A 17,286-nucleotide genomic window follows, 5' to 3' on the forward strand; every position below is an offset into this window, starting at 1 on the left:
CGTGCTCGCCCTGCCACCAGAAGGTCTGTCCGCTCGGCCACCTCAACTGCCTGAAGACGCTGGAAGTCGGCCAGGTCGCGGCAGCGGCGGACCGGCTGCTGGAAATTCCGGCCGCGGCATGAAGGTGCTGATCGTCAAGACGTCGTCGATGGGCGATGTCATCCACACCTTTCCGGCGGTCGAGGATGCCCGTCGCCACCGCCCGGACCTGACCTTCGACTGGTGCGTCGAAGAGGCATTCGCCGGAATCGTCGCGCTTCACCCGGCGATCGACAAGATTCATACGGTGGCGATCCGGCGCTGGCGCAAGGCGCTGCTTGACGGCGCCACCTGGCGCGAGGCGGCCGCCCTGCGCCGCACCTTGCGCAATTGCCGCTACGATCTGGTCATCGACGCGCAAGGCCTGCTGAAATCGGCCCTGGTGGCAAGACAGGCGGGCTCACCCATTGCCGGCTTCGACCGTTCGAGCGCGCGCGAACCCTCAGCGACGCTGTTCTACGATGCCACGTATGCCGTCCCGCGCGACCTCCACGCCATCGAACGGACGCGGCGGTTGTTTGGCCTGGCGCTCGCCTATCAACCCGATCTTTCGACGCTGGACTCCGGCATCGTGCCGCCCGCCGGCACCCTGGCGGGCACTTCTGGAAAAACCGCCTTCCTGCTGCACGGAACCAGCCGCGAAGACAAGAAATGGCCGGCCGAAGACTGGATCGGAACCGCCCGCCTCCTGATTGAGCGGGGGATGACGCCGGTCACGACCTGGTCGAACGAGCGTGAGAAAACCGTAGCCGAGGCAATCGCAGGCGCCGTGCCGTCAACGATCGTGGTACCGAAATCGCCGCTGTCCGAAATCGCCGCGACTATCGGCGGCTCGACGCTGGTTATCGGCGCCGACACCGGGCTGACCCATCTTGCCAGTGCCTTTGGCCTGCCGACGGTCGCAATTTTCCTGGCAACAGAGCCGGGTCTGACCGGCCCGCGCGGACGCTACGCATCGACACTGCTGGCCTCGCATGGGGGGCGTGTTGTGCCGGTGGAGGTAGTGGCGGAAGCAGAAAAGCTATTGGCACTTAAACTACAAGCGCCGGCATAGGACCTTTCAGAATTCGCTCTGGCGAGTCGAATAGCGTGGTTCTTCGAGAACCGGAGCGGCGCGTACTTAAAGTACGTGAGCACCGGAAGCGCAGAAAACCGCCCGCGCATGACCCCGAAAATCGTGATTGATTTTCGGAAAGGGATCATGCGCTAACTGAAAATCCTACAGCGTCCTTTGCGCGTCCGAGAGGACGCGCGGCGCTGTAGTCGGCCGCCAGAGTAGAATTATCAAAGGTCCTAGATGAACTGCACCTGGACGATCTCATACCCCCTGGCGCCGCCAGGCGCGTTGACCTCGATGGCATCGCCGACTTCCTTGCCGATGAGCGCACGCGCGATCGGCGAGGAGATCGAGATGCGGCCGGACTTCACGTCCGCCTCCTGGTCGCCGACGATCCGGTAGGTCTTCTTTTCCTCGGTGTCCTCGTCGACCAGCACCACGGTGGCGCCGAACTTGATCTTGTCGCCGCTGAGCTTGCTGACGTCGATCACCTCGGCGCGCGCAATATAATCTTCAAGCTCGTTGACGCGGCCCTCGTTGAGGCTCTGCGCCTCTTTGGCGGCATGATATTCGGCATTTTCGGACAGGTCGCCATGCGAGCGCGCTTCGGAGATCGCCTCGATGATGCGCGGCCGCTCTTCCTGCTGGCGCCAGCGCAGTTCTTCCTTCAATGACGCGAACCCCTCGCCTGTCATCGGGACCTTGTTCATGATGCCTGCCTTTCCTGCTGCCACCCCCGCGTATCGGGGAAAGCCTTGTCGATGGGTACAAAAAGAAAACGGGTCCGGCAGCCTCGAGCTTACGGAACCGTTTCACCGCAATTTCCCTGAATATAGCAATGTCAGCGGGTTTTTCACGCCCAAAAATCGGTTTTGCTAAAATCATCCCCGTTTTCATCAGTCGGGGGCGATGAATGAGACCGGGGGCAACAAAAAACGGCCGCGATCGCTCGCGGCCGCTTGGAAGAGCCCTGGGATCTTTTCAGCTTCTCATGAAATGGTCGATCTGCTCGGCCAGCATGCCATATTCACGCGAACCCTTGCCGGTCCGCTTCTCGATTTCCATCAACTGCTGCTGGGCGCCGGCCAGATCGCCGATCTGCAGATGCGCTTCGCCGAGATATTCGCGCACCAGCGTGTAGTTCGGATCGATGCGCAGCGCTTCCTCGTAATAGCCGAGGCCGACGGTGACGCGGCCGGAATGGCGGTGCGAATAGCCGAGATAGTTGAGGATGCGCGGATCCTGCTTGTTGGCGGCGAGGCTGAGCACGGCAATCGCCTCGTCATAGCGCCCGGCCATCGCCAGCGCGTGGCCTGCATCATAGATGCTGTCGTCGTCGAGCATGCCTTCCTGGGGCGCGACGCACTTTTTCTTCTTCTTGTCCCAGACCTGGCCCTTCTTGCACTGGGTGACGGTTTCGTCACCGCCGCTGCCGCCGCTGCCGGCGGCGTACACGGGAACAGCGAGGAACTGCAGCGCGAGAAGCGCGGTCGCAGCCTGGATCAGCATTCTTTTATGCATCGAAACCTCCTGGAGGGTGAGAATGCAATACTAACGCCGGTCGGCTTGCGTTTCATCCCGGAAAAATGCGGGCGGGAGAACATCAGGTGACGGATGCCGCGAATCCGCTATCATCCGGCAAACGACCTGAGGGAGACGGCCCTTGCAGCGGCGGCTTGAAAAGGACTGGGAGCTTTCGATCGGCCCCGACACGGTGCGCCTGTTCATCCTCAAGGCCAAGGCACTGAGTGCGGCCGTCAATGAAGACTATGCCGATGGCGCCGAGCACGAGGTCGAACTCGACGGCGAGTCCCATGTCAACCATCACCATGACGGCCTTGCCGAGGAAAGCTCCGAGAACCTGACCGAAGAAGAGCTACGCGAGCTGATCAACGACCTCAATGTCGATGAAGCAGCCGAGCTGATCGCGTTGGCCTGGGTCGGTCGCGGCGACTACGACGCCACCGAATGGGCGGACGCGCTGGCCGCCGCGCGCGAACGCGCCAACAAGCGCACCGCGAAATACCTGCTTGGCATGCCGCTGCTCGCCGACTGGCTGGAGGAAGGGCTGGAAGCGATCGGTGCGTAACGGAGCGGTTACCGTTCGTGATGCGGCCAAGGCAACCACCTTGCGTCGGCGCCGTTGAGGGCGATGGGGTCGATCGTCTTTTCCCGAATATGCAGGATTGCGTTGACCGTGGCCGTCACGGCCTTGCTGGTGATGCCGGTCGAGGCGAGACATCGCCATCGGCATCATAAGCCCCCGACGCCGCGGGTCGAGCAGCCGCTGACACCACGAGCCGACCAGCCCCTGAAACCAAGGGGCGGAAAGCGTTTGAAACCACGGCGCCACCGGCAGGTCACGCCAAAGCAGACACAGCAGAAAACGCAGGCATCGCTGCCCTCGCCTGCCGATGTTCCCGTGCCCGAACCCGGCACTCCGATAATCCAACCCGGCATTCCGGTGCCCGAACCACGCCCGGCGGACGCACCAAAGGCTGAAGCTGCAAAGACCGAGGAGCAAAAGCGCGTAGGGCCGAAGGCCGCGGAAGCGCCCGACCGTTTCAAGGAAGAAAAATCCCACCAGGAAAAGCAGGCACGTCCCGAGCCATTGGCTCCGGAGCCATCAACCGGGGAAAACGAGCCGGAGCCGCCGGACGTCGCGCCAACGCCGACACGAAAGCCTGACATTGCAGAACCCGAGGCCCAGCCGCCAACCGTCGCCCCGCAGCCACCGCAAAAGCCGGCCGATGCGGACGAGGAGAAGATGCTGCCCGATCCGCGCTCGGCCGACGTGCCAGATGAAAAAATGCCGGCCGAGGAAGTCGCATGCCGCGAACGGTTAAAGACGCTCGGCGTCGAATTCGAAGAGCACAAGGCGGAAAGCCAGCCCGAAATCGGCTGTTCGATTCCCTACCCCATCGTGCTGAAGACCCTTGGAAAGTCGATCGCGATTGCCCCAGGCACCGAGCTCAACTGCAAGATGGCCGAGGCGACGGCGCGTTTTGCCGCCGATGTCATCCAGCCGGCGGCAAAGGCCGAATTCGGTGCGGACCTGAAATCGATCGGCCAGGCATCGGCTTTTGTCTGCCGGCCACGCAACGGCACACGAAAACTGTCGGAACACGCGTTCGGCAACGCGCTCGACATCGCCAGCTTCACGCTGTCGGACGGCAAGAAGATCGAGGTCGGCCCGGCGCCGCCGGAGAAAGACGCCAAATTCCTCAACAATGTTCGCAAGGCCGCCTGCGGACCCTTCAAGACGGTGCTCGGCCCAGGCGCCGACGCCGATCATTCCCTGCATTTCCATCTCGATCTCGAACCGCGCCGTCATGGCGGAACGTTCTGCCAGTGATCATGGCTGATCCAGGCCGCGTGCCGCAATTCGGCCGCAGGCATGAACGCGGACGCTGAGTTTTCCTTTACCCTTGATCGTTAAAATGCCGGATATCCATCAACGGGATTCCGCCAATGGCCGGCAAATTTCGGGCCGTGTTTTTCGCCACCGCGCGCCAGTCAAAATATGCAGCAATGCTGCCCGCCGGTCTGGCGCTGGCGGCGCTTTCCGCCTGCAACACCGGCAGTGTGCTGTCGCTGCAGCCGGCCGTCGACGTCGGCGCGCAGACGGCTGCCGTGCCGCAATATGCCGGCATGCAGAAGCTTGTCCCTTCCAATCCGTACATGACGCAGGCCGCTTATCCGCGCATGGACGAGCCGATGTCGCCCGTCGAGCAGATGCCGGCCAGCGAAACCGACTGCCGTCAGCAATTGAAGCGCCTCGATGTCGCCTACACCGACCTGGCGCCGATCCATGAAGGCCAGTGCGGCATCGATTATCCGGTCAAGGTCTCGGCCATCGGCAACATCCAGATGAAACCCGCCGCAACCCTGACCTGCGACATGGCAGCTACCTTTGCCGGCTGGACGAAGAACGAACTCGTTCCCTCCGCCCGCTGGCGTTATTTCTCCGGCGTCAAGACCATACACCAGGGCTCCAGCTATTCCTGCCGCCGGATTGCCGGCGAAGGCGTCCTGTCCGAACACGGCAAGGGCAATGCGCTCGACGTCATGAGCATCGAGCTCAACAATGGCGACGACATCGACGTGCGCAAGCCCGGCCTGTTCGCCTTCCGCACCCGTGGCTTCCTCAACAATGTGCGCGCCGACGGCTGCCAGTACTTCACCACCGTGCTCGGCCCCGGCTACAATTACGACCACCGCAACCATTTTCATTTCGACATCAAGAACCGCAAGAACGGTTATCGCGCCTGCCGTTAGATCGGTGCCGGGTATCCTTTGCCTGAATGCCATGACAACGCCTAATGTGATGCCGGAACATTTGAGCGGCATTCATGGGTCAACGAAGCGTTCGGCGACGCATTATGATCTGGGCGGCGACCTTGTTGGCCGCGTATCTGGCGCTCGCCTATTTCGCCGCACCGGAATTCTGGACGTTCCGCGATCGAGGTTTTCGCACGCATCGCTTCGAGATGCTGACGCACACGCCGCAAGGCATTCCGGGCGACCCGATCAATGTCGGCCTTGTCGGCACGCAGAAGGAGGTGGTCCACGCCTTTGCCGTTGCCGGCTGGGACACTGCCGACGCCGTCACCCTGAAGACCGCGATCGAGATCGGTGAAAGCGTGCTGTTCGACCACCCCTATCCCGATGCGCCGGTCAGCAGGCTGCTGTTCGATGGCCGTGCCCAGGATCTCGCCTTCGAAAAGCCGGAGGGCATCAGCGCCGACCGACGGCATCATGTCCGCTTCTGGCAGACCGATGCAAGCGGCGACGATGGCCGGCCGCTGTGGCTGGGCTCGGCCAGCTTCGATCGCGCCGTCGGCTTCAGCCACGACACCGGCGCCGTCACCCACCATATCGGCCCCGACATCGACGCCGAGCGCGATTTCCTGATGCGCGACCTGGCCACTGCCGGCATGCTGCTCTCGACCAGCGACATATCGGGCGTCGGCGCCACCAAGGCGGGACGCAATGGCGGCGGCGATCTCTATTTCACGGACGGCGAGGCAATTGTCGGCGTGTTGAAGCAGTTGCCATGACATCGCAAAAGTCAGGTCGTCGTGATCACGATCTTGCCGAACGGCCCTTTCTCCAGATGTTGCAAGGCCTGCGGCACCTCATCGAAGCCAAAAACCTTGTCGATGACCGGCTTGATCGCCAGCGCCTCGATCGCCTGATTCATACGCTCGAAAGCACGGCGATGGCCGATCGACAGGCCCTGCACGGTGATGCGGTTGCGCATGAAGGGCAGGATGGGAAAGCTGAGCTCCATCGCGCCCAGCAGGCCGATGATCGACAGCCGGCCGTCGGCGGCCAGCGCGTTCAGAGATCGCCTTGCATTGTCGCCGCCGACCATTTCCAGCACGTGGCTCACGCCCAGCCCGTTCGTCAGCTCACGCGCGGCATCGTCCCAGGCCGGTTGCGTGCGGTAGTTGATCCCTTGCCAGGCGCCAAGCTTTCTCGCCCGCTCAAGCTTTTCATCACTGCTTGAGGTGACGATGGCGCGCAGGCCGAACGCAGTGGCGAACTGCAGCGCAAACAGCGACACGCCGCCGGTGCCCTGGATCAGAATGGTCTGACCCGGCACCGGTTTGGTCGCCTCGGCCATGGCGAACCAGGCCGTCAGCGCCGCGATCGGCAATGTCGCGGCCTCGATGTCGCCGAGCGACGGCGGCGCCAGCACCGCGGCGTCCTCGCCGAAGATGACATGATCGGAAAGCATACCCGACAGCGACGACCCCAGCGTGTGCTTATGCAGCACCGGCGGTGCGTCGCCATCCGGCCAATCGGCGATCACCTGGCCAAGCACGCGCTGGCCGACCTGAAAGCGGCTGACCGCACTGCCGACGGCCACCACTTCGCCCACCGCGTCGGATGTCGGCACGAAGGGAAAGGCAAGGTCGGGGATCAGCACGCCGTCCACGATCATCTTGTCCTTGTAGTTGAGCGATACGGCCTTGGTCCGCACCAGCAAATCGTGCGGCCCTGGCTCGGGCACCTTGCCTTCCACCTGGCTTAGCCTGGACAGGCCAAAACCGCTCATCTGCCAGGATCTGTTGATTGGGGTGCTCATGTCGTCTCGCGCTCCGTGCATTGATGCCAGGCGAGACATTTATGCCTTTCGACTATAGAAAATAGTGCTTCCGTGCGGTATAATTTGACACTGATTGCGGACTAAAAGTCGACAATAGGAAATCGCCATGGAAACGGCCGACCTGCAAGGCACCGTTGCGTTTGTTCAGGCGGTGGAGGCCGGCAGCTTCACTAGCGCCGGCGAGCGGCTGCATGTGACGAAGTCGGCGATCGGCAAATCGATCGCGCAGCTGGAGCAGAGGCTCGGCGTTCGCTTGCTGAACCGCACCACCCGCAGTCTCAGTCCGACCAGCGAAGGCATCAGCTACTATGAAGCCTGCGTCCGGGCCCTGGCCGAGATCGAAGCCGCACAGTCGCTGCTCGCCTCGCGTCGGCAGGTCCCGTCTGGCCGGCTTCGGGTCGACGTGCCGCTGGCCTTCGGCCGACGCTGCGTCGCTCCCGTGCTGTTCGAGATTTCGAGGAAATTTCCGGACCTGACGGTTGAAATCTCCTTCAATGACCGCCGCGTCGACCTGATCGAGGAGGGCATCGACCTGGCGATCCGCATGGGCGAACTCGACGACAGCCTGTCGCTAGCGGCCAGGCGCCTCTATGCTCAGCGCTCGGCCATATGCGCGGCTCCCGACTATCTCGACAGGCACGGCCGGCCGCAATCGGTCGAGGATCTCGCCGATCACAGCGTCATTGGCTACGGTCGCGAGGGCATCGTCCGCCCCTGGGTGATCAGACATTCCGACGGCCATCTCGCAACCTTCGTGCCCAAGGCGCGGCTCGTTCTCGGCCATGGCGAACCGATGCTGGATGCGGCGCTCGCCGGCTGCGGCATCGCCTTCCTGCCGACATGGCTGGCCGCCGACAGCCTCAAAAGCGGCGATCTCGAAATGGTGCTGTCGGAATGCCTGGTCGAGAACATCGTCGTGCATGCCGTCTGGCCGGTGACGCGCGCGCTCACGCCAAAGGTGCGGGTTGTCGTCGACGCCCTCGTCGAACATTTTTCGGCGCCGCCCTGGGATGCCGCGTGAGCGAAATACCGGTCATTTCTCAAAAATCACGCCGGACTATTTTCGAAGACCGCGCCACAATGCTATTGACCGCTCATGTTATACGTCGAAATCGCTATCGTGGTCGTCCTCATCTGCGTGAACGGCCTTTTGTCGATGTCCGAGCTCGCCATCGTCTCGTCGCGCCCGGCCAGGCTGAAAGCGATGATCGACCGCGGCACCAATGGCGCCGGCCGCGCCCTTGATCTTGGCTCAAATCCCGGCAAGTTCCTGTCCTCGGTGCAGATCGGCATCACCTTGGTCGGCGTCCTCTCCGGCGCCTTTTCCGGCGCCACGCTCGGCGAACGGCTGGCGCAGTTCCTGGCTTCGACCGGCATCCGCGAGACTGTCGCCGACCCGCTCGGCGTCGGCATCGTCGTTGCTATCATCACCTATTTCTCGCTGATCGTCGGCGAGCTGGTGCCCAAGCAGATCGCGTTGCGTGATCCCGAGCGGGTCGCCGCCAGGGTCGCTCCGGCGATGACCATCCTCGCCACGGTGTCGGCGCCGCTGGTCTTCCTGCTCGACTTCTCCGGCCGCACCATATTGTGGCTGCTCGGTCAGCGCGGCGAAAGCGAGGAAAAGGTCACCGACGAGGAGATCAAGATGCTGGTCGCCGAGGCCGAGCATCACGGCACCATCGAATCCGACGAGCGGCGCATGATCGCCGGCGTCATGCGGCTTGGCGACCGCGCCGTGCGCGCGGTGATGACGCCGCGCACCGAAGTCGACTGGATCAATCTGCAATCCGACGAGGCGGCCATCCGCAAGCTGCTCATGGAAACCCAGCATTCGCGCCTGCCGGCAGGCGACGGCGGCGTCGACGTCATGGTCGGCGTCGTCCAGACGCGTGATGTGCTGGCCGCACTGCTTGCCGGCCGCGTGCTCGATCCGCGCAGGCATGTGCGCGCAGCCCCCATCGTCTACGACCAGGCCGACGCGCTCGATGTGCTGCAGAAGCTAAAGGAATCCGACGTGCCGATGGCGCTGGTGCATGACGAATACGGCCATTTCGAAGGCATCGTCACCCCGGCCGACATTCTGGAAGCCATCACCGGCGTGTTCCGCGCCGACACCGACGCCGGCGACGAGGAAAACGCGGTCAAGCGCGAGGACGGCTCGTGGCTGCTCGCCGGCTACATGCAGGCCGACGAGATGGCCGACATTCTCGGCATCGACCTGCCGGAAAACCGCGATTACGAAACCGTCGCCGGCTATGTGCTGTCGCATATGCACCATCTGCCGGCGACTGGCGAATGCGTCGACGCGCAGGGCTGGCGCTTCGAGGTGGTCGATCTCGACGGCCGCCGCATCGACAAGCTGATCGCCACCCGCCTGGCCGGCGCCCCTCGCGAGGCGGTGCGCTGACGGTCGACGCGATTTGCGGCATTTCGCTCTATCGTTCCCAGAAGGACTTGGCGATCTCTCCCTCGACCTGCTGTATCGTCAGGCCGATATCGTCGATCAGATGCGGATTGTCCTTCGACATTTGCCTGAGCTGCCAGCGAAAGCGTATCCGCTCGCGCCAAGTCCGATCGTGCCAGCTCGCGATGATGCTTCGCAGGGTCTTCAGGAGCCGGCGCGATGCCGGCCGCACAGGCGTTCCCGGCCGCGCTGCACAAGTGAGGGTATTGGTCATGGCAACCTCCATATGGTTTGAGGGCCTGGGCTCTCGATGGGGTTGAATTCTGCGCGATACGGACGGCGCCGTAATTAAGCCCTCCCAAATAGTTCCCAAAACTTCCAAACGAGCTAGAGCGGCCCTATAGATGCGCCTATGCAGGGATCGCGTTTTGCCTTTGGTCCGTTCGTGCTTGATCCGCGTGCGGGAACGCTGCTTCGGAACGATGTCCCCGTTGCCGTCGGCTATCGCGGGCTGAGCCTGCTTGCGGCACTCGTCGGGCGGCCCGGCGAAATCCTCGGAAAAGCCGAACTGATGGACGCCGCGTGGCCGGGCACGGCCGTCGAGGAAGGCAATCTCACCGTCCAGATCGCGCAGCTGCGCAAGCTGCTTGGCCCCGTCGGCGACAACGGCGAATGGATATCCACCGTTCCGCGCGTCGGCTACCGTTTCACGGGGGCCGTCGAACAGCTGGGCGAGGCCAGGCGAAAACCCTTGCCGCTGCCCGACAAACCGTCGATAGCCGTGCTGCCCTTCGTCAATTTCAGCAACGATCCCGAGCAGGATCCCTTCGTGGATGGGTTGACGGAAGACCTGATCACCGACCTGTCCAGAATCTCCGGCCTGTTCGTCATCGCCCGCAACTCGACCTTTGCCTACAAGGGAAAAGCGATGGACGTGCGCGAGATCGCCGGGGATCTTGGCGTGCGCTACCTGTTGGAAGGCAGTGCAAGACGCGCCGCGGGGCGCGTGCGCATCAACGCACAGCTGGTCGACGCGATGAGTGGCGATCATCTGTGGGCGGAACGCTTCGATCGCGGCCTGGAGGATATCTTTGCCGTTCAAGACGAGGTGACGGCCAAGATCGTGGAAGCGCTGCTTGGCCGGCTGCGCGCGCCGCCGCCGCGCAATCGGCCGCGAAATCTGGAGGCCTACGACCTCTGCGTGCGGGCGCGAAAGCTGATCGACGACTCGCCGCAGATGGCGCAGGAAGCGCATCTGATGCTGACGCGCGCGGTGTCGCTCGATCCTGATTATGCCGAGCCCTATCGTTGGCTTGCCATGAACCACTGGATGGGACAGGTGCATTGGGGCGGACCAACCGAGGCTGCCCGCAGCGTTGCCCTGGAGCTGGCGCGCAAGGCGGTGGCGATCGATCCCAACGACGCCGGTTGTCGCTGGATCCTGGCTTATCTGCTTGCTTATGAGCGCAGCTTCACTGAAGCGGATGCGGAATTCGCCAAAGCGATCGAGCTCGACCCGAACGAGGCCGACACCTGGGCGGCATTGTCCGACATCGCGGTCCTGGCCGGACGGGTCGAAGAGGGCCTCGAGCACATCGGCAAGGCGTTCCGGCTGAACCCGTTTCCGGCGAGCTGGTACTATCTGACGCTCGGCCAGGCGCAATATGCGGCGCGCGACTACCAAGCCGCGATCGAGACGTTGCGCCGTGACGAGACCTATCGCACAAGCTCACGCCGTTTCCTGGCGGCAAGCATGGCCCAACTCGGCCGGCTCGACGAGGCGCGCGCAGAGGCTGAACTGTTCCTCGTCGGCAACCCGCATTTCACAACCCATCACTGGGCGACGACCGAGCCATTCCGCGACGCCGCTACGCTCGAGCATTTCGTCGATGGTTTTCGCAAGGCCGGTCTTCCGGAGTGACGCGCCGGCATCCGGCCCGCCCGCAGCAAAGGCGACGTGGTGCGCTAACCCAGTCTAGACGTCGGTATGATCTCGGTGGCGCGACACCTTCTCGCGGTTGCCGCAGGTGCGCATGCTGCACCAGCGCCGCTTGCCGCCTCGCGACGTATCGAGGAAAAGCCAGCCACAGCGAGGGCAGGAATGCAGCCTGTCGCGCGGCAGGGTGAAGAATGCTTCGATGGACAGCATGGCCAGCAACGCGGTGACGGCGTCCGGATCGCGCCACCGGCCAAGGGCAAGCTCCGGCCTGGTGCCATCCAGCTCGATAGACCCGGCGGCAAGCGAGCTTGCCGTGCGCGAGAACAACACGCCGAGCGGTTCGACCGCAGACGGTTTGCCCGCGGCGATTGGATCGAAAACCTGAAATGACGCCTCCCGCATTTCGCGGACCCCTTCCACGAACCGCCCATCCGCTATCTCGGCAACGGCCTGCGCCTGGCGATCGTCGGCAAGCCCTGAGGCGCTGAACCAGTTCGCAACATCCCGGACGGACTTGAAGAGTTCATTGTCTGCTGCCGGCGCCCGCCGGTCGAACACGGCGTTCGACAGGTCCAAAGCGGGATGCCCGCCTATGAAGTGATCCGGTACCCATTCGGTGTATGCATCGCCCATGGAACATAACCTCATTAACCGGATTATACGGTTACATGATGTAACCACTATCATACGGATACGTGGTGTCAAAGCCAGCGCGTCGCCAGATCGGCGCGGAACCCCTGGGAGGGAGAGGATGTGCAGCAATCGTTACAAGACCCGCCACGAAACCATCAATGTCGACGGCCTCGACATCTTCTACCGTCATGCCGGCGATCCCCGCAGACCGGCAATCCTGCTGCTGCACGGATATCCGACTTCGTCGCACGTCTATCGCAATGTCATCGAACCGCTGGCGGAGACAGCCTATGTGGTGGCGCCGGATCTGCCCGGTTTCGGCTTTTCGTCCGCCCCTTCCATCGATGCCTATGACTACACGTTCGACAACCTGGCCAGCACGATCGAAGCCTTCATCGAGGCCCTCGGCCTCCAGCGATTCTTCCTCCACATCACTGACTTCGGCACGCCCGTCGGCTATCATCTCGCCACACGGCGTCCGGATCGCATCCTCGGCCTGATCGCCCAGGACAGCAACGCTCATGACGAGGGGCTGGGACCGGAATGGGACGCGCCGAAGGCGTTCTTCGCCGAACCGACTGAAGAAAACCGCGCCAAACTGCCGGACTGGATGAATTTCGAGGGGACCCGAAACCAATATATCGGCGGTCTCCCCGAGCGTCTGAAAGTGTTGTTTCCGCCCGAGGGTTGGTATCTCGATACGGAGCGCCTGGCGAGGCCCGGCAACACCGACATTCAGTTCGAACTCTTCACCGATTATGGCTCGCACATCGCGCGCTTCCCGGCCATCCAGGCCTATCTCCGCGACCAACAGCCAGCATGCCTGGTGCTGTGGGGGCGCCACGACGCCTTCTTCGCGCTGGACGAGATCATGGCCTACAGCCGCGATCTCGACGCCGTCGAAATCCATGTCTTTGAGAGCGGGCACATGCTTCTCGAAACGCATCATCGCCAATGCGCGGCTCTCATCGCTCACTTCATGCACGAGGTGGAGACTGGGGTATTTCGCGATCCTGCGGGGCGTTGAACGTCGACGTTCAAACCGCCACTTCGATGGGCTCGGCAAGCCTGGGATTGGCCCGCGCGGCGATCAGGCAGCCGGCGACGATCAGGCACGCTCCCGTCAGCGTGGTCCAGGTCGCCTCCTCGCCGAAGAAGAACCAGCCAAGCGCGACCGCCCAGATGAAGGCCGAGTATTCCGTCGGGATCAGATATTGCGCTTCGGCGCGGGCGTAGGACCAGCTCATCAGGAATTGCCCGGCGAGCGACAGCACCGTCACCCCGGCCAAAGGAAGCCAAAGATCGCTCGGCAGGGCGACGGCAAGCCAGGGTGCCGCGAGGCCTAGCAGGATGGCAACGCAAAGGTTCTGGAACAGCATGATCTCGATCGGCTTGGCCAACTGCGCCTGTTGCCGGGCGAGGATCAGATTGTATCCGTAGAACACCGTCGACACGAGCACCGCTGCCGTGCCGAGCATGGCGTCCTGCGAATAGTCTGCCTGCCCGAACTGGCCGGCCATGATGATGGCGACGCCGGCGATGCCGGCCAACGATGCCCAGACAGCCTGGCGTCGGATCCGTTCGCCCAGCAGTAGCGCGGCGAGAAACAGCGCAAACAAGGGCGCCACGAAGCTGAGCCCGATCGCCTCCGCGAGCGGCAGCCTGGCCAAGCCCCAGAAGAAGGATATCAGCACGACGCCGACAATTGCGGCACGCAGCGCATGCAGCCTCAGCACCGGAATGGTCGGCTTTAAGCGTGGTCCCGCCAACCAGGCTGCGCCCGCGACCACGGCCGCGACCATGCTGCGCCACAGCAAGGTGTTGTAGACCCCGACCGCGATGACCAGGATCTTCATCGCCGCATCCATCCCGGACAGCAGGAAGATCGCAAGCGCGCATACGAGCACCGGGATCATCGGGGAAACGGCGCCGGTCAGGCTGGATGTCTTCACGGCTTCACTCATGTGACGGATCGCAGCCGGATATATCAGGGCAAAGGGCGCGACCAGATGGCAGCCCGGTCGATGTAGCAGTCCAACCCCGATTGGGCCGAGGCTATCGTGACATCAGGGTATCAGCACCATGCCGGCGAGTTGAACGAAACGGACCGCCTCGCCGACTGCATCATCCGGCCACGGCAGGCGACGCACGCACACATGGCACAGATCGAATTGACGGGGCGGGTTGCCGACGCAGCTGGCCCGTCGCATGTTGCCGGTTGTCTACAGACGGATCGGAAAAAATGCACCGCATGGCTTCGGGCGACCTTTATCAGACCTACGATCTTGGTGACTTGCGCATCACCTCCTTGCGCGATGGCTATGTCGACATGCCGATCGGACGGCTTCGGCAACCCGGCGACAAGCCGTTTGGCGATGAATTGCCGCAACAAGTCGCATTGGTTGATGGTCAACTCAGACTGTCCGTCAATGCCTTCGCGATTGACGATGGAGACGGAATCATCCTGATCGATACCGGTGCCTCGAACGCCTGGCATCCCACCATGGGCCGACTTCCCGAGGCGCTGGACGAAGCTGGCATCGATGCCGGACGAGTTCGTGCCGTCTGTTTCACCCACACCCATCTCGACCACATCCACGGTCTTGTGCTTGCCGACGGCCGCGACGCTTTCCCGCGCCTGGCGCGCTTGCTCGTTCCCGGGGAAGAACTTGGCTTTTTTCGCGCCGAAGTGCGGCTCGAACGATTTCACAGCATGGCGGAACCATTCGAGGCCGGAGACCGTATCGGGACAGATGTCGACATTGTCGAAGCCCATGGCCATGAAGCGGGACACAGCTGCTTTCGTGTTTCGAGCGGTGGCGAACGCATTCTGATTTGGGGCGACACCGTTCACGTCCCATCGCTCCAGTTCGATCGACCTGAGGTGACGTGGGAATTCGATGCCGATCAGGACCAGGCGCGCGAAAGCCGGTTGCGGTTGCTGGCGCTTGCTGCCGACGATCATTGTTTCGTTGCCGGCGCGCATCTGGATTCGCCCGGTGTCGGCCGCGTCGTCCGATCCGGCGCCAGCTTTCGGTTTGAGCCGTTATAATTGAAAAAGGGCGGCGCAAGCGCCGCCCCGGATCCTTGGGAGGATAATTCGAACCGGCGGTCAGGCCGCCTTGACTTCCTCGGCGACGGCGTCGGCCTGACGCGCTGCCTTGAGCACCTTGGCCCACCACGCAACGTCGTTGACCAGCGCCGTGGCGGCCTGGTTCAGATGCTCGAGGTCTTCCAGCTTCTTCTCGCCCTGGCGCACGGCGAGGAAATCGCCCCAGGCGATATGGACGGCCGACTTGACCGGCGCCATCTGCAATTCGACGGCATGAAGGCGGAGCTGTTCGACGGCGCGAGCGCCACCGACGCTGCCATAGCCGACGAAGCCGGCCGGCTTCTTGTTCCATTCATTGGCGGCGTAGTCGATGGCATTCTTCAGCACCGCCGTCGGGCCATGATTGTATTCGGCGGCGGTGAAGATGAAGCCGTCGAATTCGGCGACCTTCTTCTGCCAGCGCTGTGCCACTTCGTTCTGCGACGGCGCCCATGCGGAGGATGCGACCTCGTCGAAGAACGGCAGCGGGAAGTCGCGAAGGTCGACGATCTCGACATCGATGTCGGCATGCGACTTGGCGATCTTGGCGATCCACTGGGTTGGCACATCGGCGAAACGAGCGGCGCGCGTCGATCCGACGACGATGGCAATTTTGGGTTTGGACATAAGGGCTCTCCTTGCACGAAGTACTGGTATCATTTGGATACCTGCGCTATATGAGATACTGCAAACGCGATGCACAAGAAGGCACTTTTTTGTTACCGAGGCACCCACACCGCTCCGAAGACTGCCGCGCCATCTCGGAAATCCTGCAGCGCGTCGGCGACAAATGGACCGTTCTGGTCGTCGGCAAGCTGGGCGACGGACCGCTGCGTTTCAACGAATTGCGCGCAGCCGTCGGCGGCATCTCGCAGAAGATGCTGACCACCACCTTGCGCGGGCTGGAGCGTGACGGCTTCGTCACCCGCACCGTGTTTCCAACCATTCCGCCGCGCGTCGATTATGAGCTGACCGAGCTCGGCCACGAGCTGCTGATCCCCGTCAGCGCACTGAGCGAATGGGCGCGCGCCAACACCATGCGCGTCAAGGCGGCGCGCGAAAAATTCGACGGCGCCCGCGTCTGAAACCCTTTCGCCGCAAGGGATTCAGCCCCGCACGCAACATCCGGCTTGTCTGATCGGAAATTCTATCTCGGCTGCGCGGATCGTTGAACCGAATGCACGCGCCGGTTTGGCTGGCGGATTGCCGCTCATGCGGTCCCCTGACGGCTGCCGCTCAGGCTCCTGATGCGCGCACATCGCATCGCGCGGCGGCACAGGTATCACACCGTGCGCCCCGCTCGCCAGGAGCCTGTCCTCCACGCGTGCAGGCGACGCGCGAGATGTCTTCCTTCACCTCCGCGTAAGCGGTCACGCCGAGCAGGCAGGTCGTCGCGACCAGGGCCGCCACGAGCCAACCGTTCAGCAGATGTTGACGCATTGTCTCTCCTCCGATTGCAGCAGGATCGGGCATGGAGGCAACCGTTGGATGTCACGAAAAGCGCCTCCCGCACGGGCGCTGTTACAAATGACCAAGCCTGGGAGAAACGGCTTGCCTCAGCCTTCGGCGGGAACCGCTTTCGGCTTGCCCTCGCCATCCAGCGCCACCATGACGAAATCGGCATGGGTGACCTTCTCCATCAGGTCGGAGAGGTAGCGCTGCGCCCAGGCCTCGACCTTGAGCGTCATCGAAGTGCGGCCGACGCGCTCGACATGGGTGTAAATGCACAGCGTGTCGCCGATCTTCATCGGCTTGGCGAACGACATCTCTTTCACCGCCGCCGTCACGACGCGGCCCTTGGCGCGCTCGGCGGCGCGGATGCCGCAGGCCAGATCCATCTGCGCCATCACCCAGCCGCCGAAGATGTCGCCCGCCGCATTGGCGTCCGAAGGCATGGCCAGGGTGCGCAGCGTCAGATCGCCAAGCGGCCGTCCTTCAGCGTAGTGCACCATGCGAGAAATCCTTCGAGACTGGCTGCCCTCGATCCCGTATCGTCACGGCGCCAGAA

The 17,286-nt window shown here is 63.1% G+C and carries 20 protein-coding genes; 11 read left to right on the top strand and 9 right to left on the bottom strand.

All coding sequences use genetic code 11. The annotated features are described in order from the left end of the window. Nucleotides 1-118 precede the first annotated feature (118 nt). Nucleotides 119-1,093: a lipopolysaccharide heptosyltransferase I gene (gene waaC, locus EN932_RS11515; protein WP_024504158.1), complete on the top strand. Its 975-nt coding sequence runs from the start codon at nucleotides 119-121 to the stop codon at nucleotides 1,091-1,093. Nucleotides 1,094-1,332: 239 nt separating this feature from the next. Here waaC and greA read toward each other — a convergent pair whose 3' ends face one another. Together greA and EN932_RS11525 are read right to left on the bottom strand one after the other, a co-directional pair. Then, nucleotides 1,333-1,806 (bottom strand): transcription elongation factor GreA, encoded by a 474-nt coding sequence (gene greA, locus EN932_RS11520; RefSeq protein ID WP_013530066.1) that lies wholly within the window; start codon nucleotides 1,804-1,806, stop codon nucleotides 1,333-1,335. Between the two features lie 271 nt (nucleotides 1,807-2,077). Then, a complete protein-coding gene (locus EN932_RS11525) occupies nucleotides 2,078-2,617 on the bottom strand; it encodes a tetratricopeptide repeat protein (RefSeq protein WP_013530065.1) in 540 nt (179 codons plus the stop codon). Between the two features lie 142 nt (nucleotides 2,618-2,759). Here EN932_RS11525 and EN932_RS11530 point away from each other — a divergent pair, with 142 nt between their 5' ends. The 4 genes from EN932_RS11530 to EN932_RS11545 all read left to right on the top strand — a co-directional run bounded on the left by EN932_RS11530 (nucleotide 2,760) and on the right by EN932_RS11545 (nucleotide 6,156). Further along, complete coding sequence (locus EN932_RS11530; RefSeq protein ID WP_013530064.1) at nucleotides 2,760-3,185, top strand: DUF3775 domain-containing protein; 426 nt, start codon at nucleotides 2,760-2,762, stop codon at nucleotides 3,183-3,185. Nucleotides 3,186-3,317: 132 nt separating this feature from the next. Then, a complete protein-coding gene (locus EN932_RS11535) occupies nucleotides 3,318-4,451 on the top strand; it encodes an extensin family protein (RefSeq protein ID WP_164753939.1) in 1,134 nt (377 codons plus the stop codon). Between the two features lie 116 nt (nucleotides 4,452-4,567). After that, nucleotides 4,568-5,374, top strand: a complete 807-nt coding sequence (locus EN932_RS11540; RefSeq protein WP_127369064.1) for an extensin family protein — start codon at nucleotides 4,568-4,570, stop codon at nucleotides 5,372-5,374. 74 nt (nucleotides 5,375-5,448) lie between these two features. Continuing rightward, complete coding sequence (locus EN932_RS11545) at nucleotides 5,449-6,156, top strand: LssY C-terminal domain-containing protein (protein WP_127369063.1); 708 nt, start codon at nucleotides 5,449-5,451, stop codon at nucleotides 6,154-6,156. Between the two features lie 11 nt (nucleotides 6,157-6,167). On the opposite strand, the gene EN932_RS11550 is transcribed toward EN932_RS11545, so the two are convergent. Next, nucleotides 6,168-7,190 (bottom strand): NAD(P)-dependent alcohol dehydrogenase, encoded by a 1,023-nt coding sequence (locus EN932_RS11550; RefSeq protein WP_024504162.1) that lies wholly within the window; start codon nucleotides 7,188-7,190, stop codon nucleotides 6,168-6,170. 127 nt (nucleotides 7,191-7,317) lie between these two features. Between EN932_RS11550 and EN932_RS11555 the strand changes: the two genes are divergently transcribed. Then, nucleotides 7,318-8,232 (top strand): LysR family transcriptional regulator, encoded by a 915-nt coding sequence (locus EN932_RS11555; protein WP_127369062.1) that lies wholly within the window; start codon nucleotides 7,318-7,320, stop codon nucleotides 8,230-8,232. Between the two features lie 75 nt (nucleotides 8,233-8,307). Next, the gene (locus EN932_RS11560; RefSeq protein ID WP_024504164.1) at nucleotides 8,308-9,618 is read left to right on the top strand and encodes a hemolysin family protein; all 1,311 of its coding nucleotides are present in this window, start codon (nucleotides 8,308-8,310) and stop codon (nucleotides 9,616-9,618) included. A 28-nt stretch (nucleotides 9,619-9,646) separates the two neighbouring features. Here EN932_RS11560 and EN932_RS11565 read toward each other — a convergent pair whose 3' ends face one another. Continuing rightward, complete coding sequence (locus tag EN932_RS11565; RefSeq protein WP_013530057.1) at nucleotides 9,647-9,889, bottom strand: hypothetical protein; 243 nt, start codon at nucleotides 9,887-9,889, stop codon at nucleotides 9,647-9,649. A gap of 138 nt (nucleotides 9,890-10,027) precedes the next feature. On the opposite strand from EN932_RS11565, the gene EN932_RS11570 reads away from it, so the two are divergent. Then, nucleotides 10,028-11,536 carry a winged helix-turn-helix domain-containing tetratricopeptide repeat protein gene (locus EN932_RS11570; protein WP_013530056.1) on the top strand — a complete coding sequence of 503 codons (1,509 nt, stop codon included), beginning with the start codon at nucleotides 10,028-10,030 and terminating at the stop codon, nucleotides 11,534-11,536. Between the two features lie 54 nt (nucleotides 11,537-11,590). Here the strand turns inward: EN932_RS11570 and EN932_RS11575 are convergent, their stop codons facing one another. Further along, nucleotides 11,591-12,187 carry a CGNR zinc finger domain-containing protein gene (locus EN932_RS11575; protein ID WP_127369276.1) on the bottom strand — a complete coding sequence of 199 codons (597 nt, stop codon included), beginning with the start codon at nucleotides 12,185-12,187 and terminating at the stop codon, nucleotides 11,591-11,593. On the opposite strand from EN932_RS11575, the gene EN932_RS11580 reads away from it, so the two are divergent. Beyond that, nucleotides 12,186-13,214 carry an alpha/beta hydrolase gene (locus EN932_RS11580; protein ID WP_245461003.1) on the top strand — a complete coding sequence of 343 codons (1,029 nt, stop codon included), beginning with the start codon at nucleotides 12,186-12,188 and terminating at the stop codon, nucleotides 13,212-13,214. The genes EN932_RS11575 and EN932_RS11580 overlap by 2 nt on opposite strands. Before the next feature lie 10 nt (nucleotides 13,215-13,224). Here EN932_RS11580 and EN932_RS11585 read toward each other — a convergent pair whose 3' ends face one another. After that, the gene (locus EN932_RS11585; protein ID WP_013530053.1) at nucleotides 13,225-14,151 is read right to left on the bottom strand and encodes a DMT family transporter; all 927 of its coding nucleotides are present in this window, start codon (nucleotides 14,149-14,151) and stop codon (nucleotides 13,225-13,227) included. 365 nt (nucleotides 14,152-14,516) lie between these two features. Here EN932_RS11585 and EN932_RS11595 point away from each other — a divergent pair, with 365 nt between their 5' ends. After that, on the top strand, nucleotides 14,517-15,239 hold the full coding sequence (locus EN932_RS11595) for an MBL fold metallo-hydrolase (RefSeq protein ID WP_245465020.1): 723 nt from the start codon (nucleotides 14,517-14,519) through the stop codon (nucleotides 15,237-15,239). 60 nt (nucleotides 15,240-15,299) lie between these two features. On the opposite strand, the gene EN932_RS11600 is transcribed toward EN932_RS11595, so the two are convergent. Then, a complete protein-coding gene (locus EN932_RS11600; protein WP_013530052.1) occupies nucleotides 15,300-15,905 on the bottom strand; it encodes an NADPH-dependent FMN reductase in 606 nt (201 codons plus the stop codon). Between the two features lie 89 nt (nucleotides 15,906-15,994). Between EN932_RS11600 and EN932_RS11605 the strand changes: the two genes are divergently transcribed. After that, nucleotides 15,995-16,363 (top strand): helix-turn-helix domain-containing protein, encoded by a 369-nt coding sequence (locus EN932_RS11605; protein ID WP_024504168.1) that lies wholly within the window; start codon nucleotides 15,995-15,997, stop codon nucleotides 16,361-16,363. 151 nt (nucleotides 16,364-16,514) lie between these two features. Here EN932_RS11605 and EN932_RS11610 read toward each other — a convergent pair whose 3' ends face one another. Beyond that, on the bottom strand, nucleotides 16,515-16,718 hold the full coding sequence (locus tag EN932_RS11610) for a hypothetical protein (RefSeq protein WP_081714341.1): 204 nt from the start codon (nucleotides 16,716-16,718) through the stop codon (nucleotides 16,515-16,517). Nucleotides 16,719-16,834: 116 nt separating this feature from the next. Beyond that, nucleotides 16,835-17,230 carry a hotdog domain-containing protein gene (locus tag EN932_RS11615; protein ID WP_013530049.1) on the bottom strand — a complete coding sequence of 132 codons (396 nt, stop codon included), beginning with the start codon at nucleotides 17,228-17,230 and terminating at the stop codon, nucleotides 16,835-16,837. Nucleotides 17,231-17,286 lie beyond the last annotated feature (56 nt).

The sequence above is a fragment of the Mesorhizobium sp. M7A.F.Ca.US.002.01.1.1 genome (assembly GCF_004022955.1).
GTDB classification, from domain to species: Bacteria; Pseudomonadota; Alphaproteobacteria; order Rhizobiales; family Rhizobiaceae; genus Mesorhizobium; species Mesorhizobium ciceri.